Genomic DNA, 21,855 nt, shown 5'->3' on the forward strand with positions numbered 1-21,855 from the left:
TTTGTATTATAGCCAAATTTGAGAATCAATCTAAAAAACACACTAATATATGCCTAACAATGAATATGATGCAGTTTTGATAACGGGAAATGGATTTGATTTAAATTTAGGATTAAAAACAGGCTATTGTGATTTTATTTCGAGTGATTTCTTCTGCAAATTATTAGCTGAAAATAATCAACTTTGCTTATATCTCAAAAACCAACATGATTTAAATAATTGGATAGATATTGAGAATGAATTAAAAAACTACTCTAATGAAGTCTATACGAACTCAAATAGAAATTTATTCAAACAAGAATATCAATCTTTACGTAAATCTTTATGTGACTACTTGAATAGCATAGATATGTCATATATAGATAAGACATCACAAGCCTATAGATTTCTTACAGAAAAATTTGAAAGATTATTAATTTTCAATTTTAATTACACATTAAGTCTTGAATATATTACACATCAGAAAAACTTAAAACATAAAGTTTTCAAGGTGCATGGTACTGCTAAAAATAACCAAATTGTTTTTGGCGTAGAAGACAATGCAAGAATTAATAAAAATGACGTCTTTCTTAAAAAATCAACTTGTATCTGGAATGAAATATGTGATGTTAATCAAATACTATCTAATGCAAATAACATAATATTTTTAGGGTATTCTTTAGGCGAAACTGACCATCATTATTTTGATGATTTTTTTGGGAATGCATGTCATTCGCATTCTGTCAGAAAAAATATAGCTATATCTTATTATAAGGAAGAAGGTATGTATGATATTTTTAAACAATTAGATAGTTTAACCGTTAATAGAATCCAATACTTGAGAACCCATCAAAACTTTAAGATGATTGATTTATCAAAATAGAATATCTTTATTTTTTAATAAAGGAATATAACAAAAAGCCTGACAGATTTCTCTATCAGACTTTCTTAGTACCCAGAGCCGGGATCGAACCGGCATGGAAGTGAATCCACTGGTGTTTGAGACCAGCGCGTCTACCAATTCCGCCATCTGGGCTTGTGCCTAGTGCGGTGCAAAAGTACACATATTTTTCATATATCAAAAGATCAAGTATAACTTTTTTGAAAAAGAATCGTATAATTTTATTTCGCTATTGTCCCTAATCGTTTTGTTTGTATATTAGTATGATATAACTTTGTATAAATTTTTAAAACAAACATGGATAACAAGAACAATTATTGCGTGATCATGGGTGGTGGCATTGGCAGCCGTTTTTGGCCCTTTAGCCGCGAAGCCCGTCCAAAGCAGTTCCTTGATTTCTTTGGAACAGGACGTTCTCTTTTGCAGATGACTGTAGACCGGTTTAAAAGAATCCTTCCTCTTGAGAACATATTTATAGTCACCAATAATGAATATGCTCAGATGGTACAAGAAGAACTGCCTGAGTTGAAACCCAATCAGATATTGTTAGAGCCAATGCGACGCAATACAGCCCCATGTATTGCTTTTGCGACTTACCATATCAACTCTTTTAATCCTGAAGCAAATATTGTAGTTGCTCCTTCCGATCACTTGATTCTGAAAGAGGATGAATTCCTTTCTATTATTCAGAACGCTTATAAGTTTGTATCTAAACACAATACGTTATTGACACTCGGCATTAAGCCTAGTCGCCCCGAAACAGGCTATGGATACATACAAATGAGCGAAGAGAAACTGGACGGAGTGAATAAGGTAAAAGTCTTTACCGAAAAACCTAATTTGGAGCTGGCCAAGGTCTTCTTCGAAAGCGGAGAGTTCCTGTGGAATTCAGGTATCTTTATCTGGAATAACAAAACCATCTTAAGCGCACTTCGTGAATATCTTCCTGAGATAACTTCTCGTTTCGACCGTGGTATCGATGCCTTTGGCACAGAAAAAGAAAAAGCCTTCATTGATGAGAATTTTCCATTTTGCCCGAATATATCAATAGATTATGGCATAATGGAAAAAGCTACAAATGTATATGTACAGGCAGCAGATTTCGGATGGTCTGATTTAGGAACTTGGGGATCACTTTACGAAATATCGGAAAAAGATAATGATGCCAATGCGTCGCTCATTGCCAACACTATATTTTTTGATAGTGCCGAAAATGTTGTGACATTGCCTGCCGGCAAATTAGCGGTTATACAAGGCTTAGAGGGCTATATTGTAGCCGAAGCCGACGGCGTGCTGCTGATTTGCAAGAAGTCGGAAGAACAGCGTATCAAGCAGTTCGTCGCTGACGTAAAACTAAAATACGGAGAAAAATATATATAACAATCAAATAAATATATGTCAAAAGAACTTTTGCCAAACCTTCCATACCTTGTAGCAGATATCAATCTGGCAGACTTTGGGAGAAAAGAAATAGAAATAGCAGAGCATGAAATGCCGGGATTAATGGCACTTCGCAAGAAATATGGAGCAACAAAACCGCTGAAAGGTGCTCGTATCATGGGTTCGTTACACATGACCGTGCAGACAGCAGTACTTATCGAAACCCTGAAAGAATTAGGAGCCGATATACGTTGGGCTAGTTGCAATATTTTCTCTACCCAAGACCATGCGGCAGCAGCTATTGCAGCAGCCGGGATACCCGTATTTGCATGGAAGGGAGAAACCCTTGAAGAATATTGGTGGTGTACAGAGCAAGCCTTAGCTTTCCCTGAAGGGAAAGGCCCAAACCTGATAGTAGACGATGGCGGCGATGCTACACTGCTTATCCACTGGGGATATAAAGCCGAAGAAAATGCTGACTTTCTGAATAAAAAAGCTTCGAGCCACGAAGAGCAAGTAATACTCGACACCCTGTCTCGTATTCTTAAGGATGACAACAATCGCTGGCACCGCACAGTTGCCGATTGGAAAGGAGTATCCGAAGAGACAACAACAGGCGTACACAGGTTGTATCAAATGATGGAGCGAGGCGAACTACTTGTTCCGGCTATTAATGTAAACGACTCGGTAACCAAGTCTAAGTTTGATAACCTCTATGGTTGTCGCGAATCATTAGCCGATGGTATCAAGAGAGCTACCGACGTGATGATTGCCGGTAAGGTAGTGGTTGTTGCAGGATATGGAGATGTAGGCAAGGGCTGTGCTCACTCTATGCGTTCGTACGGAGCTCGTGTCATAGTCACTGAGATAGACCCGATATGCGCCTTGCAGGCAGCAATGGAAGGCTTTGAAGTGACAACGATGGAAGAGGCCGTGAAAGAAGGGAATATCTTTGTTACAACAACAGGCAACAAGGATATTATAACTATAGAGCACATGTCTCGCATGAAAGATCAGGCTATAGTATGTAACATAGGACACTTTGACAATGAAATCCAGGTGGACAAGCTTGTAAACTACCCTAGCATTAAGCATGTAAACATTAAGCCGCAGGTAGATAAATATACATTCCCTGATGAGCATTCTATATTCCTTTTAGCCGAAGGTCGTTTAGTGAATTTAGGTTGTGCCACCGGTCACCCTTCATTCGTGATGAGTAACTCATTCACAAACCAGACCTTAGCTCAATTGGAGCTATGGGTACGCGACTATGAAGTAAACGTTTATCGTTTGCCGAAACATTTGGATGAAGAAGTTGCACGCCTACACCTTGAACAAATTGGAGTGAAGTTGACCAAGCTGACTGAGGCACAAGCCGAATATCTTGGGGTTCCTGTAGAAGGTCCGTACAAACCTGAACATTACAGATACTAAGATATCATCTATCAATATAAACGGGCTTTAACCATAAAGCCCGTTTTTTTTTGCAATATGTGATACGGTATTAGCGCTCGCTTCCTTATTCAAAAAGTGACAAAGGTGACAAAAGTGACAGGTTCCAATCTGTTCTTTATGTCACCTTTTTTAGTTTCTGATTACCACTCTTAATCTTACTTTTATTTCAAAGATCACTTTTAATTAGATAATTGTTATTTAGAAAAGTAATATAAACAAAAAGAGTTCCGCTGTCTAGCGGAACTCTTTTGTATAATATATAATAAAGATCTATTATTTCTGTCCTTTCAATATATTAGCTTCATCAATATATTTGTCTGCTTCAATAGCTAAAGGAGAATTCATATATTGATTCTTTATAATTGAAAACACCTCAATTACTTTATCGTAATTTCCTTGATTACGATATATAAGACCTGCTTTTTTGTATAACATAGGGCTTTGAGAAGCATTATCTACACCTTTAGCAGCCTTGATATAATATGAAACAGCCTCATCTGATTTTCCCAGGTTATCCAAGCAGTCGCCGATTGCACCATTCGCCAGTTGTGATATTATTTTATCACTACCGCTATAGTCTTTCAGGTATTCAAGACCTTTCTCGTAGTTACCCATATTTGCATAACAGATTCCGGCATATAGTTTAGACAGTTTTCCGGCTTTAGTAGAACCATAATCACTTATGATTGACTCAAATCCTACATATCCGTTTTTATCTCCAAAAACAGCTAATGAATCTTGTCCGGCTCTGAAGTACTGTTCACCTCTGAACATTGCCACCTGAGCTTCGGTAGTTTTTGGTCCTACAATAAAATAGTTGTATGCAAGAAATGCACTAACGACCACAACTATAGCACCAATACCTATTAGTAATTGTTTTTGGTATTTTTCAATGAAACGTTCTGATTCTGCAACTGCTGTTCCAATACGTTCCCAGTCTTTTTCTTCACGCAATTCAGCTTGTTTCTTTTTAGACATTTTTAATCTGTTATAAATATTTATATTATTCTGTTTATTTCAAATTTAGCAGCGACAAAAATAGCTGTTTTATCCTTATAAATAAAATCCTTAACTATATTTTTTTTATTCGGTATAAAATTTAATGAGTTGTTCGAGTGCCTTTTGACATGCAGGACAAAAATCTTTGCAAGTATTTGTCTTCATTCTACAGTCAACAGCAGGACGATATATCCCTTTGGACGAATAGCCTCCTCCTTCAAAAACCCCTATCGGATATTTATCTGCCAACTTAGCATCAGTAGGAATCGGAGTGTCTTTTACCAATAAGCTTTTCCATTTCACATTGAAATCAACAAGCGTTGTTATATTTGGTTCCCAAGGTTCTACACCAAAAGGGTAGCTATCGCTAAATGTATCATTTTCATAGTAGTATTCATCGGCCAATCCACCAAAGCTATGACCAAATTCATGAACAACAACAGGCTTGAAGTCTGCATGCCCCGTCGTGGTCAATGTATAGGCATTAAAAATACCACCACCGCCATATACATCAGTATTTGCTAATATAATGATATGAGCATAAGGTATTCCTGCAATTGCATCGTGTACATCCTTTACATTCGTAGTAGTCAGATAACGATCAGAATAAAAGGTATCGAAATGGGAATGAAAAGCCGTTTCATTCCATTTGCCTTTACGAGGAACGCTTACACCAGAGTCTTTCGATTCTGTTTCTACAGCAATAAAGTTGAACTTATCTTGCATACGATTAAATGGGCTATGTGCTAAAATCTGTTCGCATGCCATTTTTGCATTTTGCCTAAATTTGTCCATTTCAGAAGACGTATAACCTTCTGCCAAAATAACGACATTGAGGCATTTATCTACAGGTCCACCTTGATGTATAACGGTATAAGCCGGGATATTTTTCAATCCTTTTTTCCTTATTAGGATATCGTCAGGAGTGACAGTATGCCTAAGAGCGGTTTTGTACGAACCGTCTTTTTCTCGCAAACTTACCTCTATATCAACCTTATCTTTTGGGTATGGTAATAAGAATGTATTTTCGAAACTTTTTCTTACTGTAGCAGCTTCCGGGACAGTCAGCCATTCCTGAAATAACGAACTGAAGGATTCAAGATAAATACATTTTCCGGTTCTATGATCCGTCATTTTGATTTGCCCGTTTCCTTGCCTTCCCAGTTCTGCAAGATGGAGACGGCGTCCTGCCCATTGGGGCAATTGGTTCAATTGTTCGAGAGAAACGGTTTGAGAGACATTGTCTCCTGTAAATATATAATCGACACGCAACGTTTTGTTTTCAAAGTATTCTTCAAAGTTTTGAGAATATCCCCCCAGTGCAAGAAGGAAAAGTGATAGGGTTAACAGAAAATATTTCATGAAAAGCTTCGTTTTAGAATAGAACAAAGATAAAAAATTAATCACAATATTTAAGGATAAAGTTTCTTTCAATTCAATTTGATTCTTAGGATGGAAGATGAAAATTTATACTTTTTTTGATTTTTCATATTATGCTTTCTTATATAATTGATTAGCTTTGCATCCGAATACACTATATAGTTAGAGGTCTCTACATGAGGAAAATTCAGTTGTTGACGTATACGTTTCTGCTTATTCTTTTTTCTGTGCCTTTTTGGGGTGCACAAATTTCTCGTATAGAGTCACGTATAGCACATCTCGACAACCCTCAAGACTCATTGCCTACCGACTCTGCATCACCTCGGGTTCGTTTAAGTCGAGACCCGGTTCGTAAGACTCAGAATGATTTTATACAGATGCGTGGAGACTCTCTTCCGTCCGACTCTATAAAGAAAAAGAAAGCTGTTTTGGACGCTGTAGTAGACTATACAGCCAATGACTCTATAGTTCTTACAGCAGGAAATTGGGGGTATCTATATGGCGAAAGCGTTGTGAAATACACCGATATTTCACTCAAAGGAGAAAAGATATGGATGAACATGGATAGTAGCCTTGTTTACGCCACATACGGTCTCGATTCTGTAGGAAAAGAATTTGGATTCCCTGTATTTACTGATGGAGGAACAGACTACGAATCAAAAACAATGAAATATAACTTTAAAACAAAGAAAGGTTATATTACAAATGTGATTACCACTCAAGGAGAAGGATATATTGTAGCAAGCAGAGCAAAAAAGAACGACGACAATTCGTTTTTCATGAGAGAGGGAAAATATACCACTTGCGACGATCACGAACACCCTCACTTTTACTTGGCACTGACAAAAGCCAAGGTGAGACCTAAAAAGAACGTCGTAACAGGCCCTGCATATCTTGTCATTGAAGATCTACCTCTTCCTATCGGTTTACCGTTTGGATTTTTCCCATTTTCTGAAAAGTATTCTTCGGGGGTTATTATGCCATCTTATGGAGATGAGCTCGCCCGAGGATTTAACTTAAGAGACGGAGGTTATTACTTTGCGATCAATGATAATATCGATTTAGCTGTGACCGGAGAAATATATACCAAGGGTTCGTGGGGAATCAATGCCCGCTCATCATACAGAAAAAGGTATAAGTATTCGGGGGGATTTGATGTAGGATATCTAGTTACCAAACTCGGAGAAAAGGGAATAGATTACTCTTTGGCAAAAGACCTAAAAATCAACTGGACACACAGCCAAGACCCTAAGTCGAATATGTTTAGAACGTTATCGGCAAGTGTACAGTTTTCTACCAGTTCATACGACCGTAATGATCTGAATACAGCTTATACTCCTGTAGGAACGAGTAATACAAAAAGTTCAAATGTAACTCTTACCCAGAAAATACCTAATTCTCCTTGGAGTTTCTCTGCTAATATTAGTGCAGCACAACGGACACAAGACTCAACAATATCTCTTACCTTGCCTAACGTTACAGTTACTATGAGCCGCATAACTCCGTTTAAGAGGAAGGATGCTGTAGGCGCAGAAAAATGGTACGAGAAGATACAATTGAGTTATACGGGAGATTTAAGAAATAGTATTACGACAAAAGAAAACAAACTATTTCAGTCCAACTTGCAAAAAGACTGGAATAATGCAATGAAACATACAATCCCTGTGTCTGCCACTTTCAGTGCGTTAAACTACCTAAATATCACTCCGTCTTTCAACTATACCGAGCGATGGTATACAAGCAAAATAGAAAAACGATGGGATACTGATCAACGCCGCATGATAGCTGAAGACACAACCTATTCATTCAACCGCGTTTATGATTTCAATTTCTCTCTTGGTTTTCAAACCAAGCTGTATGGAATGTTCACTCCTATATTTTCAAAGAACACTCAGATCCGCCATGTGTTCACCCCTAGCATAAGCCTAAGTTATGCTCCGGATTTCAGTAGTCAAAAATTCGGATTTTATGAGAAGTTATATTACTATGATTCGGAAGGAAATTGGAGAGATACAGGAAATAAATATTCTCCATATGAACAAGGTATGTTTGGTGTACCAAGCCCAGGAGCCCAAGGAATGATCAATTTCAGCTTCGACAACAATATTGAAATGAAATACAGAGACTCTAACGACTCTATAAAGAAGATCAGTCTGATTGATAATCTCGGGATTAATTTCAGTCACAACATGATGGCCAAAGAGTTCAAATGGAGTGATATTAACATGGGACTTCGACTGAAATTCAGCAAATCGTTTACTGTAAATCTGAATGCAGCATTCGATCCATACCTCTATAGAGCTGAAACAAACGATGCAGGAGAAGTAACCAGTTTGAGAAGGGTGAACGAACTTCGTATTTCAAATGGGAAAGGGTTTGGACGATTGAAAAGTACAGGATATTCCATATCACCATCCATTAATCAGGATACATTCAAAAAATGGTTTGGAGGCGGCGATGACAAGGATAAGGATTCTAAAAAGAAGGAAGATGAATCCACACAGAGTGAGAATAATTTAGCCGCACCCGGAGAAGAAGAAGAACGTAAAAGCTTGATGGAGACAAAGAAAGATGATAACCAGTATGATGAAGATGGTTATGTAAAAAATGAGATCAAGTGGAATTTGGGGATCAGCTTCTCAATGAATTACAATACGAATAAACTACCTAAGCAAGCAGCTCGAAACGATTATGCAGAATATAGAGGTACGCTAACTAAAGCCCTCAGCTTGAACGGAAATATACAACCGACCAAAAATTGGAGTTTCAATTTCAATGCCAGTTATGACTTCGATGCCGGTAAAATAGCATACATGAGTTGTAATCTTACTCGCAACCTACACTGTTGGTCTATCTCGGCAAGTTTCAACCCTGTGGGTCAATACAAATCATATTATGTATCGTTACGTGCAAGTTCTTCAATGCTCCAGGATTTGAAATACGAGCAACGCGGACGAGCTTCCAGCTATGATCCTAATTGGGATTAATATGTTTTATAATACTTTGAGCTATGCAAAGTATTATCAGTATTTGTCTTTTACTAAACCTATAAATATCACCAAAGATGAAAAAAATCATTTTCAGTTCTCTATTAATGATATCTCTTCTTTTTATCTTAGGCGCATGCAGTTCGGCAGACAAGCATTTCCTTAAAGATAAAGAGTATAGGGAACAAGTACACCAACAGTTTATGAAACGCAAAGACCTTGCGGCAGGACGTAACGAACAATTGTTTTCTGTTTTAGATAAACAAGACCTCACTCTGGAACAACGTGAGGCTTTAGAATTCCTATACGCTTATATGCCTCTTTCGGATCTGGCAGATTATGATGCGGATTTTTTTCTTGGTCAAGTAGATGCAGCATTCAAAGCTCGTGATTACTTCGATTGGGGTAAAAAAATACCGGATGATATATTCCGCCATTTTGTATTGGTCTATCGTGTAAATAATGAAAACCTAGATACTGCCCGACAAGTGTTCTTCGATGAACTCAAAGATAGAGTAAAAGGGCTGACAATGGAAAAAGCAGTATTGGAAGTAAACCATTGGTGTCACGAAAAAGTAACTTACCGAGGAACAGACGGACGCACATCAGCTCCTCTGGCTTTAGCTAAAACATCTTGGGGACGCTGTGGCGAAGAATCGACTTTCACTACCGCTGCTCTTCGTGCTGTAGGTATTCCTGCCCGCCAGTGTTACACGCCACGCTGGGTACACACCGACGACAATCACGCATGGGTAGAAGCATGGGTAGATGGCAAATGGCATTATATAGGAGCTTGCGAACCAGAACCAGAATTGGATGTAGCATGGTTCTCTGCTCCGGTAAAACGAGCCATGATGGTACACACAAATGTTTTTGGTCTGTACAATGGACCTGAGGAAAAGAATGTACAAACAGACCTCTATTCGATTATCAATCTACTTGGTAATTATACAAACACACGCGATGTAAAAGTAAAAATAGTAGACGAAGCCGGCAAACCTGTAGAAGGTGCAACCGTAAAATTTAAAGTGTACAATTATGCTGAGTTTTACCCTATCGCAACGACCACTACTAAAACGAATGGAACAGCTTCTATAATCTCGGGTATGGGAGACATATTTGTTTGGGCAAATAAGGGCGATATATATGGATATGCTAAATCTACTCCTGAATCGGGAGAAGTGACAGTTACGTTGAACAATAAACCCGGGAAAGGCTTAGATGAAACCATTGTAATGGAAGCTCCGGCAGAACAAGCCATAAAAGAGTTAGCACCCGAAAAGATTGCAGAAAATGCGAAGCGTCTGGCACACGAAGACTCGATACGCAATGCATATATGGCAACATTTATAAGAGAATCGGATGCTAAGAAATTTGCAGAAAAAAATAAGCTAAACCCTGATAAGACTTGGAATATTTTATCCAAATCGCAAGGAAACTGGCAGGAAATATCCTCTTTCATGGAGGCTAAAAAAGATAATCCATATCTGAATACTTTCTTGTTATCTCTATCCGATAAAGATTTACGAGATACTCCGGCTGCATACCTGTTAGATCACCTAACTATCGGACAAGATGCGACACAAAAGAAACTAGCAGAAGACAGCCCTCTGGTAGGTAGTATCTATTCTCCAAGAATATCACAAGAATTGATTCGTCCGTGGCGAAGCTTCTTCAAAAAAGCATTAACGGAAGATTTTGTAAACAAATCGAGAAATGATATTAATGAAGTAATAAACTTTGTTCTTGAAAATATAAAAATAGATGAAGAACAAAATTATTTCAAATGTCCGATCTCACCTCAAGGCGTATATGAATTGAAAGTTTCAGATAAGCCATCAAGGGATATATTATTTGTTGCTCTTTGTCGCTCTATGGATATCCCTGCACGTATTGATCGTGCAACAGGACGCCCTCAATATCTGAAGGGGGAAACTGCATGGACTGACGTATTCTTTGATAAGCAAGCCGAAGAACAGCCAAAGGCTACTATTCAGTTTACAAATGCAAAGGATAATATTGTGAAGCCGGGTTATTATACTCATTTCACAATTGCCCGATACGACAATGGTGACTTTGTTACTCTCGATTATGAAAACAGTATAAAAGATCTACCGACTAAAATAACAGTGGATGCAGGCTACTATCGTTTGATGACAGGCAGTCGTGGAAATGATGGTTCTGTAACGATAAGTACACGCTATTTTGAAGTAAAAGGCAATGAAGCGAAAACATTCGAAATCGAATTGCCGAAAGTAGAAGGTCGCATTCAGGTACAAGGTATCGTAGATCCGAACACAGTTGTCACATTACAAGACGGTAGTAAAAAGTCAATCAAAGAACTAACGAACGGTAAAGGTTTGATGATCTGCTTTGCTGATCCGGACAAAGAACCGACCAAGCATATTCTGCAAGACCTTCCGGCCGTACAACAAGCCATTGAAGAATGGGGCGGAGGAATCTTGTTTGCTATTCCTGACGACAAGCTAAGTAAAGCGTTTGATGCTTCTGTCTTTAAAGGTCTACCTAAGCAATCATTATGGATGACTGATCATAACAGGACTCTGTTAAATACAGTTGCGGGAGCTTTGCAAATCGAATTCTCAAACAACTTCCCGCTTACAGTATATATCTCTACCAATGGAGGAATTTTGTATTCTTCACAAGGTTACCGCATTGGAATCGGAGAGAATATAATTAAGACAATAGAATTGGAGAAAGGAACAAAATAACAGTTGAAATATAAAATACAAAAAATGGCAGATCAGATGATCTGCCATTTTTGTTATTTATAGTAACAGCTTACTTTTTTGTATGCTCTGTAATTATTTTCACAAGGTCTTCTTTAGATACCAAACCTCTCAAGCGAGTAATCTCCTTTCCATCTTTGTATACAACAATAGTAGGCAATACCTCAATCCCTTTATCTATTGAGAATTTCTTGTAGTTGTCAACATTCATTTTCGCAACCTTTACCGATCCTTTGTATTCTTTAGCTACACTTTCGAGAATAGGAGCCATTCGGCGACATGGACCACACCACGGAGCCCAGAAGTCAACAAACACTAATCCTGTTCCGGTCTCTTTTTCATAATTAGAGGAGGTAAGCGTTACAATAGGAGTATCAATATTTGTAGTAGTGTTATTATTACCAAACACACTATTGCTTCCCAACAAGATCGCTAAAGTCATAAGGACTATGCCGAGTATTGGAAAAGTTATTTTACGTCTCATTATTAATAGTTTTATATGATTTTGGGCAAATATAATAGTTCTTATCTATTAAAATGTTCTTGTTATAACTATTTATACATTTTTCGGTATGATATATATTAAATTCAACTATTTTTGCATCAGAAAGGTATATAATACGGAATGAATCACGAACCTCAAATACTAGATTTAGATAAAGTACTTGCCGAGAAAGCTCCCAAGATTTATAATAAGGTCCCACGTTTTGCAATAAACTACCTCAAGCGAAAAATCCATTTAGATGAACTCAACGAAATACTTACGATCTATGCAGATAAGTATGGAGTGGATTTTATGCAGGCGGTTGTAGGATATTTTAATCTTACATTAGAAACCTCGGGGCTAGAAAATATTCAGGATGACAGAAAGTATATATTTGTATCAAACCACCCTTTAGGCGGACTCGATGGCATCTGCTTATCTGCGGTTATTGGAGAACGATTCGATAAAAAAATAAAATACGTAGTAAACGATGTTTTATACTTTATTAAGAATCTGCAACCTATTTTTCTTCCGGTCAATAAATATGGACGTCAGTCGAAACAAGCGACCACAAGCCTAAATGAAGCCTATGAATCGGACAACCAAATCATTACCTTCCCTGCGGGCTTATGTTCCAGACAAGAGAATGGCAAGATTCATGATTTGGATTGGAAGAAAAATTTTATTCTGAAAGCTGTAGAATCAAGGAGGGATGTAGTTCCTGTGCACTTTGAGGGCAAAAATTCAAATTTCTTTTATAGATTTGCAAATATAAGAAAGCGTTTGGGCATAAAATTTAATATTGAGTTGATCCTATTGCCTGACGAAATGTTTAAGAATAAAAATAAAAGTTTTTCCATTACATTTGGTGAACCTATACCATATACATTCTTTGACAATTCAAAGAGTGCTATGCAATGGGCGCAGTATGTAAAGGAAAAGTCATATAATTTGGCAAAAACAAACAAGCAATAAATGGAAACTGTTATCGCACCGATAAATAAGGATTTATTGAGAGCCGAACTGACGAAAGATAAATTTCTCAGGTATACAAATAAGGCTAACAATGAGATCTATATTGTCACACATCATAATTCGCCGAATGTGATGCTGGAGATAGGCCGTCTGCGTGAGATAGCATTCCGGTATTATGGCGGAGGAACAGGAAAGTCTGTAGATATAGACGAGTACGACAAAATGGATAATCCATATAAGCAATTAATAGTATGGAATCCTGAAGCAGGAGAAATAATCGGTGGATATCGCTTTATATGCGGACCTGATATTTGCTTCGATGAGAATGGTGAACCCATATTGGCTACATCGCATTTGTTCCATTTCTCCGAAAGGTTTATTAAGGAATATCTCCCTTATACATTCGAGCTTGGACGTTCGTTTGTTACGCTCGAATATCAATCAACACTAGCCGGCTCGAGAGGTATCTTCGCATTAGATAATCTTTGGGATGGATTAGGTGCCCTATCTGTGGCAGACCCTTCCATGAAGTATTTTTTTGGGAAGGTAACAATGTACGACACATACAATACACAAGCCCGGGATATGATTCTGTATTTTCTGAATAAGTATTTCCCTGATCCCGAAAAACTTGTATGGCCAAAGCAAGCCTTAACGATAGAGACCGAAAAGAGCAAGCTGAGAAGGCTATTTGATGGAGAGTCGTTCAAGTCTGACTATCGAATATTAAATACTTCCGTTCGCAAATTAGATCTTAATATTCCTCCACTTGTAAATGCTTACATGAGTCTTTCCCCTCAAATGAAAGTCTTTGGAACGGCAGTAAACGACACTTTTGGCAATGTAGAGGAAACAGGAATCCTCATCAATGTAGATGAGATATTAGAAGAAAAGAAAAAAAGACATATTGAGTCCTACTTAAAAGATAAACCTTCGAAACGTTTTTTGAAGAGACTTCGACAAATGATAAACTGGAGTTGGACAAAATACGAAGACAGGCCTAAACCGAAGAAAAGAAAAAATGAAGGCTTTTTTACAATCTCCCGTAGGATTAATCGAGATAAGAGAAACTGACGGTTATATTTCATCGGTAAGGATTATTCACCAAGAAGGGGAGGAAAAAGCCGACTCTTCACCACTTTTGAATAATGCAATAAAACAGTTGAAAGAATATTTCTCCGGAGAACGTAAAGTTTTTGACTTACCCCTGAAACAAAACGGTACACCGTTTCAGCAAAAAGCATGGGAATACCTGAGCACAATCCCTTACGGCAAGACCGTCTCCTATAAAGATGAAGCTATCGCTATAGGCTCACCCAAAGGATGTAGAGCTGTAGGGGCTGCAAACGGAAAAAATAATCTAGCCATTATAGTCCCTTGCCACCGTGTGGTAAATGAAGGAGGAGGACTGGGCGGCTATGCATATGGAACAGATATAAAGCGCCTTCTTCTTGAACTCGAAAATTATTATAACTTCATGTAAATGCTGAATCTTTCTCGATATAACATAATACTAGCATCCTATTCTCCTCGCAGAAAAGAACTTCTGAGTGGATTAAACATTCCTTATGAAGTAAAAACACTGCCAAATATCGATGAGTCGTATCCAGACAATCTTATAGGAGAAGATATTGCGATCTATATCGCGAAAGAAAAGGCAAATGCTTATCTCGATCAACTGGATGACAATACATTATTGATAACAGCAGATACAATTGTTCTGCTTGATGGAAAAGTTTATGGTAAACCTTCCGATGATACAGATGCTAAACAGATGCTACGCGATCTTTCCGGAAAAACGCATCAGGTAATTACAGGTGTGTCAATCACGACGAAAGAAAAACAAGAATCGTTTGGTGTATCGTCCGAAGTTCGCTTCGCAAAACTAGAAGACGATGAAATTGAGTATTACGTTTCCAACTATAAGCCTTTCGACAAAGCCGGAGCATACGGTGTGCAGGAATGGATAGGCTATATCGCAGTGGAGTATATCTCAGGATCGTATTTTAATATAATGGGATTGCCGATACAAAGATTATATAGGGAACTGAAAAAGTTTTGAACTATATAAAATAAAAAAGACGGTTTGGAACCGTCTTTTCTTATAATAAATACCAAACTAATGCTCTGAACAATATTCTTTAATGAGGGTTGATTCCGCTAATTGCAGCCTTCTTCAAAGCCCAGGCCACAGCATTGAGTTCCAAAGCTGAATTGTATATATATTGATTCCACGCCGCTCCCGGGCCATAGTTTTTTGACAATGGTAACCCTTGGCTGTTATATCTTGACGGGTAAGCACTTGTGCTATTATCAGTTGTGGAAGAACCCACACTATCTCCAAAATAAAGGAAATTCTTGCTGTCGTTGTACCATACGATCGAACATTCCGGATTTTGTAATATTTTGGATGCCGAGCGTGCTGTACAAATTTGCACCGATTTAGGAGGCAGCTGAGTCATTATCACTGAGCCTGTTGTTGCATTGTCTTCACCCCAATGTCTGGCTGAAAGATTCCCAAACGGGCCATTAATAACAGGGTCATTAGGTAGGTTTGATATCGGATACACATCATCATCCCCTTGTCCTCCGGTTTGAACGATAGCCGGACTTATACCAAATAATCCGTTCATCAGCGTATTCACATCCGTGACAGTCCCATCGGCAGATCCATAAACTACACAGCCCCCTTTATTGATGTAATCCTTTAACGCCGTAGTGAGAGCTACCGTAGGGGTAGCACCGTAGGCAAAATACAATACAACATCAGGCATAACCCTTCCTACACCATAACCGTTTTCAAGATAGCTCGTAGCTGTACCAACTGCTGATGTGCCCCATAATTGTGTAAAACTTTTTATTCTTACGATTCCGTTAGGACCAAAACTGATACCGCCATTGGTCAAAGCCTGGCTTCTGGCAGTAGAATTCCAAGAATAAGTACTTCCCGAACCTATAACGGCATAAGTCATAGCCGGGAGGGTTAAAGGGATGGTTGTATTACATGTGTTATTTGCCTGTGGTGTATTTGCATTAATCGTTATCGGAAAATCAGAATTGACGGTAGGTGTACCCGAGCCAACAAGCGTGACTGTATGTGTACCGGGAGTAAAATTTCCACTGGCAGAAAAACGGATACCATTTGTCAAAGGAGTATTTATATTGTATGAACCCACAGTAGTGACGGTTACATTGAGTGTTATTGTATTTGAAGCTGTTAAAGGAGTTCCTTTAATGTATTGCCCTTTAACCTCTACACTAGAGCAATTCAGTGAATAATCGGCTACTTTCGAATTCACTTCTATTTGAGGTTCACAACCTAGTGCGAAGATTACACCAGTGAAAATAAGCTTATCTATTTGTGCATTAATAGGAGTACCTTGGCATGGAAGCTCTACTGTCATCCAGCCCTCACTCATTGCGACACCCGAGATATAAAAACTGTAACCATTTCCTGTAGTTGCACTAATAGAAAAAGCTCCTGTCTTTTTTACATTCAGATGTATTGCCAGATAGTTTGTAGAATTGGGAGCCGTTCCCTGCACATAGACCCCATTAATCTCTATGTCTGAACAACTCAGAGGATCGAATATTGCATTTCCCATCTTATCTTGGAAATTATTCCACTGTTGTCCATCCCACTGATTTAGTCCCGGATATAAATCCTTTTCATTATCGTCAGTCAGATTGTACACATACAAGCCCCGGTGTTCTATCTTTGCAGCTTTATAGTCTGCGGCGGTCGTATCTCCGGCATAAAAAGGTAATAATTGATACTTATTTTCCAACCGAACCCTTGGCAACATAAAGCCCCCCTTCTTGGCTGTGATGTCTCCGGGAGTCGAGTTACTTTTTTCTAAATCCTTAACTTGAAGAGTTGCATATTGTTCAGATTTCTCGCCCACACCTATTGTCACCTGAGCGTTTGTAATTTGAGAAAAGCCTAATATCAGGAAAATGAATAACACCATGCGATAGGTTATTATCCCCCTGTACTTTTGTTTAAAGTTTGATTGTTTCATGTAGTTTAATTTTAATTTGTATTTGATACTATTCATATATCGTTATTCCCTGCTTGTCTTTTAAGTTTGCTTTTTTATATTGATAAATGATTTGGAAAATTGTTATCTTGTTTTAAAGCTATCAGCCAAACGAGTCCAATAGACACAATATTCTTACGCATGTAAATTTGATTACACTATGATTTATAGTTGCAAATATTATATGATTAAGTAAATAAATTTGGAGATGTATAATTTTGTAAAAACAGGATCTTATCCTAGCATCTGTAAAACATAAAGACCAACGACTTACGGTATCTAGAAGTAAAACAGCAAAATACCGTAAGCCTTGTATCAGTAGTCCTAATTATTTAAAGATTCTTTGAGAAGCAATTTATATTTTTAAGAATATCAGCATTATCTATCGAAATATTAATATGTTGATCCCTTTTACCCCACACTGCCTTCAAGACTGATCTGCAATAGTTTTTGCGCTTCAACAGCAAATTCCATCGGAAGATTTTGCATCACCTCTTTAGCATAGCCATTTACGATAAGCCCTACAGCTTCTTCGGTACCTATACCACGCTGATTACAATAAAGAATCTGATCTTCACTAATTTTAGAAGTAGTAGCCTCATGTTCAATGATAGCTCCCGGATTCGCTATATCTGAATAAGGGAATGTATGTGCACCACACTTATCACCAAGCAATAAACTGTCACATTGGGAATGATTGCGCGCACCTTCTGCCTTTGGTGAAACTTTAACCAAGCCTCTATATATATTTTGACTAAGTCCTGCTGATATTCCTTTAGATACGATACGGCTCTTTGTGTTTTTGCCGAGGTGTATCATCTTAGTACCTGTATCAGCCTGCTGATAATGGTTGGTTACCGCAACAGAATAAAACTCACCGATAGAGTCATCTCCGGCAAGGATACATGATGGGTATTTCCATGTAATAGCAGAACCGGTCTCTACTTGTGTCCAAGAGATCTTAGAACCCTTTCCTTTACATATACCACGCTTAGTAACGAAGTTATAAATTCCTCCCTTACCATCTTTATCTCCCGGGTACCAGTTCTGTACAGTCGAATATTTCACTTCTGCATAGTCGAGAGCTATGATTTCTACAATAGCAGCGTGCAACTGATTTTCGTCACGCATAGGAGCAGTACAACCCTCAAGGTAGCTAACGTATGAGTTATCTTCGGCAACGATCAATGTACGCTCAAACTGCCCTGTATTAGCCGCATTGATACGGAAATATGTAGACAACTCCATCGGGCAACGTACACCTTTAGGAATATACACAAAAGAACCGTCGCTGAATACGGCAGAGTTAAGTGCTGCGAAGAAATTATCTCTATATGGAACTACAGACCCAAGGTATTTTTTCACCAATTCGGGGTGCTCTTGCACGGCTTCACTGAAAGCACAAAATATAATACCCTTTTCGGCCAACACTTCCTTAAATGTAGTTTTTACGGAAACACTATCTACAACTGCATCCACAGCCATAGTTTGCACACCGGCTAATATTTCGCGTTCATGAAGCGGAACTCCGAGTTTATCAAATGTTTTCAACAATTCAGGGTCTACCTCATCGAGGCTTTTAGGCCCGTCTTTTTTCTTTGGAGCTGCATAGTAACTGATGCTCTGATAATCGATCTCCGGAATTTCCAGATGCGCCCATTCCGGCGTCTTCATTGTAAGCCAATGACGATATGCTTTAAGTCGGTATTCGAGCAACCAGTCCGGCTCATTTTTTTTCGCTGAAATCAGACGTACAACATCTTCGTTGAGTCCGATCGGAATAACCTCAGTTTCAATATCCGTTACAAAACCGTATTTGTAATCTCCGGTGGTAACGTCTTCTAAAATTTTATCTTGAGTTTCTTGCATGATTAATTTTATTTTAGCGAATAGCGGTAGGCTATAGGCTGTTAAAGTCAATTATTGGTTGTAAGCAGAATGCTTATTGCCAGTTTGCAAAGATATTACATTCTATTCATAAATTATACATATATAAATATTTTGCATCACTGATAGAACACATAGAACGGGCTTTTGTTTAGTTTTTTCCTTTTTATAACAGTAGGACTAACCGGTACAACATAAATAGTCGGCTCTCCTGATATCCCATCAGAAGAGCCGACACGCTTCAAATCCAAATTGATCTTAATAGTGTTATGAATTTTTAAGAACGTTTATAATATTCCCTTGTCTGAATCTGAGTTCTCCAAGCTCTTTTTCCCTGCTTCATGTTTTCTACCGAACGATACGTTCCATGAAAAGCGCAAATAAAGCATGTGACCGTTCTCTTTTATATACGACCATGAAGTCGATGGCTTAATATTGGACACGTTACGACTTCCTGCACTCCAGTAATCCTTAAACGGATATGACATCCCAAGCGAAAGTTGCGCTTCTTTGTACTTATATCCGGCTTCTATATAGTTCCAGTCTTCACCATACCAGATAGTTTCGCCCCACAACTCTTTATATCTGGTATACATCCCCATTGTCAATAAACAGTTTTTATATATAAGGTTTGAACGAGCTCCGCCATGCATAAAATTGTGTACATGTGTATTACCATAATTGGACTTAAATATATCCCGATGCACTCCAAACCACCCGGTAACAGTCCATATATCTTTAATAAGCCTCAAAGTAACATCTCCATTTAAGAATAAGTAATGTTCTCCCTTATGATTATCCGAAAAGCTTATCACTTTATTCCCTTCTATACTAAATGCGTCTACTATAAGCTTATCAAAATACATATAACCGATAACTGTACTTATATCAAATATTCCTTTATTGTAACTTAAAGTCAATCTGTTGTTATAGAGATTATATGGTTTTAGGTTAGGATTTCCCCTACTTATCTGATAAGTATCGGTTTGTTGTTCCACTCCACTTAGTTGTCCCAAGGAAGGAGTCCGTGTATTCACTATAAATGAATATTTCAACGAAAAATTATCATTTAATGGATAACTAAGTTGAACGGAAGGGCGGAAGGTATAATAGGTAGCATCCTTCTTACCTTCTTTGAAAAACAGACGAGTTCCACCTATGCCGATAGTGTAGCCTAACTTTTTAGCTATTTTACCCTGTATCTGAGCATACAAATAAGATTCAGCGTTCTTCATTTTAGTAATAGTATTTGCTCCGCCCTCATACGTATTATCAGCAAAACCTTGTGTATGTTTTATACCCGAGGAGAAGGATAGATTTTCGAACTGCTTTTCATATACTGCTTCACCGATAAGAGAGTATTTATTACCGTCTATTTTATTAAAAATATCGGAAAGCACTTCGCCATCTTCAGTTTCTTTGTATCTACGGTCACTATTGGAACCGATGTATGTCCCCACCAGATTTACAGCAAGTGATTGCTTATTCTTCAATTCTCGTTTGAAGTATATATCAAGTACAGGAGTATATTCATTCCCTTTATTTCTTGAAGAGGAAAGTGTCTTATTTAGACTATTGGAATATAATATATTTTGTGCACTTTGATTTTTATAATTATAGAACTGATTCTTAAACAGCACATTAAACACATACTTATCAGGAGACGTAAGATTGTATGATAGATTCAAATATTGATATTGATAATCCATAGGAGCATAAATACCTTTCTGTTCTCTGGTGATCGGATTGTTCGGAAAATTCAGAGTCTCTGTTTGATCAGACCACCGTTTGTCATAGCTTCTATAATTGATAAAATAATTGAGTCCGAATTCTGAGGCTTTATAATTTGTCTTGAAAGTTAGATTATCATTTCCAAACCCTACATATGGAGAATTCCGTCCGTCAGCAAACACATAACCTCCATAATTTTTCTGTCGGTCAACGATCAGATTTAATACAGCACCCACATTCTCATTTCCAAAACGCACTCCGGGATCTTCAAAAAACTCGACACGAAGAATGTCTTGTGATCTTAAAGCTGCAACTTCTTGTACAGAAGCCCTGACTCCATTGATGCGGAGTTGAACTTCTTGGTTACTAATTTTTATAGTCCTGTTTACAGCATCTATATTCAATCGGGGTATTGCCATATTGCTAAGCAAGTCGAATGCACTCACAGATGTTTTTACCTGCATAGAGTCGGGCATAAGTATTTGACGATCTATTTTATTTATTATCCGATTCCCTGTTACAACGACTTCTCCAAGTGCTTTCGCATCTTCCTGTATTTCTATATCACCTAAATCGATATGCGTTGTAAGATTATTAATCTTGATAAATGTTGTACGATAGCCCATGTAAGAGGCCTTGAGGATGTAATCTTGTTTTTGAAACTGCCCCGCAATCAAGAACAAACCGGTAGTGTCTGTTTGAGATCCGGTGATATATGTGGAATCGACTTTAAGCAATACTGTTGTAGCAAACTCAATAGGCTGTTTTGTTTTCAGATCTACAATACGCCCTTTTATATCTATCGCACTTACCGAGATGCTGACGATAATAAGTAAAAGTAAGGATAATATAGCTTTCATTCTTTTTGTTTAATTATTTATACTATTTTACACGAAATGAAAAGCCA

Annotated in this window: 16 protein-coding genes and 1 tRNA gene; 9 read left to right on the forward strand and 8 right to left on the reverse strand. The window is 37.9% G+C overall.

Annotated features, from left to right (window positions below; all coding sequences use genetic code 11):
* The first annotated feature begins 49 nt into the window (after window positions 1-49).
* Window positions 50-862 (forward strand): AbiH family protein, encoded by an 813-nt coding sequence (locus tag LDB17_RS08265; RefSeq protein ID WP_252637904.1) that lies wholly within the window; start codon window positions 50-52, stop codon window positions 860-862.
* A 69-nt stretch (window positions 863-931) separates the two neighbouring features.
* Here the strand turns inward: LDB17_RS08265 and LDB17_RS08270 are convergent.
* Window positions 932-1,015, reverse strand: a tRNA-Leu gene (locus LDB17_RS08270).
* A 162-nt stretch (window positions 1,016-1,177) separates the two neighbouring features.
* Between LDB17_RS08270 and LDB17_RS08275 the strand changes: the two genes are divergently transcribed.
* Both LDB17_RS08275 and ahcY read left to right on the forward strand, forming a co-directional pair.
* Entirely contained in the window at window positions 1,178-2,260 is a 1,083-nt protein-coding gene (locus LDB17_RS08275; RefSeq protein ID WP_252637905.1) for a mannose-1-phosphate guanylyltransferase, read from the forward strand.
* A 15-nt stretch (window positions 2,261-2,275) separates the two neighbouring features.
* Window positions 2,276-3,694, forward strand: coding sequence for an adenosylhomocysteinase (ahcY, locus tag LDB17_RS08280; RefSeq protein ID WP_252637906.1), 1,419 nt, complete (start codon window positions 2,276-2,278; stop codon window positions 3,692-3,694).
* Between the two features lie 294 nt (window positions 3,695-3,988).
* On the opposite strand, the gene LDB17_RS08285 is transcribed toward ahcY, so the two are convergent.
* Both LDB17_RS08285 and LDB17_RS08290 read right to left on the reverse strand, forming a co-directional pair.
* Window positions 3,989-4,693 (reverse strand): hypothetical protein, encoded by a 705-nt coding sequence (locus tag LDB17_RS08285; RefSeq protein ID WP_252637907.1) that lies wholly within the window; start codon window positions 4,691-4,693, stop codon window positions 3,989-3,991.
* 105 nt (window positions 4,694-4,798) lie between these two features.
* The gene (locus tag LDB17_RS08290; RefSeq protein WP_252637908.1) at window positions 4,799-6,076 is read right to left on the reverse strand and encodes a M64 family metallopeptidase; all 1,278 of its coding nucleotides are present in this window, start codon (window positions 6,074-6,076) and stop codon (window positions 4,799-4,801) included.
* 194 nt (window positions 6,077-6,270) lie between these two features.
* Here LDB17_RS08290 and LDB17_RS08295 point away from each other — a divergent pair, with 194 nt between their 5' ends.
* Together LDB17_RS08295 and LDB17_RS08300 are read left to right on the forward strand one after the other, a co-directional pair.
* Entirely contained in the window at window positions 6,271-9,081 is a 2,811-nt protein-coding gene (locus LDB17_RS08295) for a putative LPS assembly protein LptD (RefSeq protein ID WP_252637909.1), read from the forward strand.
* 77 nt (window positions 9,082-9,158) lie between these two features.
* On the forward strand, window positions 9,159-11,813 hold the full coding sequence (locus LDB17_RS08300; RefSeq protein WP_252637910.1) for a transglutaminase domain-containing protein: 2,655 nt from the start codon (window positions 9,159-9,161) through the stop codon (window positions 11,811-11,813).
* A 70-nt stretch (window positions 11,814-11,883) separates the two neighbouring features.
* Here LDB17_RS08300 and trxA read toward each other — a convergent pair whose 3' ends face one another.
* Window positions 11,884-12,315: a thioredoxin gene (gene trxA / locus LDB17_RS08305; protein ID WP_252637911.1), complete on the reverse strand. Its 432-nt coding sequence runs from the start codon at window positions 12,313-12,315 to the stop codon at window positions 11,884-11,886.
* A 141-nt stretch (window positions 12,316-12,456) separates the two neighbouring features.
* Between trxA and LDB17_RS08310 the strand changes: the two genes are divergently transcribed.
* The 4 genes from LDB17_RS08310 to LDB17_RS08325 are packed head-to-tail and all read left to right on the forward strand — an operon-like array spanning window position 12,457 to window position 15,352.
* Entirely contained in the window at window positions 12,457-13,290 is an 834-nt protein-coding gene (locus LDB17_RS08310; protein ID WP_252637912.1) for a 1-acyl-sn-glycerol-3-phosphate acyltransferase, read from the forward strand.
* Window positions 13,291-14,364 carry a GNAT family N-acetyltransferase gene (locus tag LDB17_RS08315; protein WP_135105597.1) on the forward strand — a complete coding sequence of 358 codons (1,074 nt, stop codon included), beginning with the start codon at window positions 13,291-13,293 and terminating at the stop codon, window positions 14,362-14,364.
* Window positions 14,312-14,773 carry a methylated-DNA--[protein]-cysteine S-methyltransferase gene (locus LDB17_RS08320; RefSeq protein ID WP_252637913.1) on the forward strand — a complete coding sequence of 154 codons (462 nt, stop codon included), beginning with the start codon at window positions 14,312-14,314 and terminating at the stop codon, window positions 14,771-14,773. Before LDB17_RS08315 ends, LDB17_RS08320 begins: the two co-directional genes overlap by 53 nt.
* Window positions 14,774-15,352, forward strand: a complete 579-nt coding sequence (locus tag LDB17_RS08325) for a Maf-like protein (protein WP_252637914.1) — start codon at window positions 14,774-14,776, stop codon at window positions 15,350-15,352.
* 79 nt (window positions 15,353-15,431) lie between these two features.
* Here the strand turns inward: LDB17_RS08325 and LDB17_RS08330 are convergent, their stop codons facing one another.
* The 4 genes from LDB17_RS08330 to LDB17_RS08345 form a co-directional block, all read right to left on the reverse strand.
* The gene (locus LDB17_RS08330) at window positions 15,432-17,312 is read right to left on the reverse strand and encodes a hypothetical protein (RefSeq protein WP_252637916.1); all 1,881 of its coding nucleotides are present in this window, start codon (window positions 17,310-17,312) and stop codon (window positions 15,432-15,434) included.
* A gap of 429 nt (window positions 17,313-17,741) precedes the next feature.
* Window positions 17,742-19,199: a Fe-S cluster assembly protein SufB gene (sufB, locus tag LDB17_RS08335; protein WP_135105592.1), complete on the reverse strand. Its 1,458-nt coding sequence runs from the start codon at window positions 19,197-19,199 to the stop codon at window positions 17,742-17,744.
* Window positions 19,200-19,336: 137 nt separating this feature from the next.
* Window positions 19,337-19,468, reverse strand: a complete 132-nt coding sequence (locus tag LDB17_RS08340) for a hypothetical protein (protein ID WP_393924988.1) — start codon at window positions 19,466-19,468, stop codon at window positions 19,337-19,339.
* A gap of 36 nt (window positions 19,469-19,504) precedes the next feature.
* Window positions 19,505-21,808 carry an outer membrane beta-barrel protein gene (locus LDB17_RS08345; protein WP_252637918.1) on the reverse strand — a complete coding sequence of 768 codons (2,304 nt, stop codon included), beginning with the start codon at window positions 21,806-21,808 and terminating at the stop codon, window positions 19,505-19,507.
* Window positions 21,809-21,855: the final 47 nt, after the last annotated feature.

It is taken from the genome of Dysgonomonas sp. Shenzhen-Wh21 (genome assembly GCF_043392705.1).
In the GTDB taxonomy this organism is placed as follows: domain Bacteria; phylum Bacteroidota; class Bacteroidia; order Bacteroidales; family Dysgonomonadaceae; genus Dysgonomonas.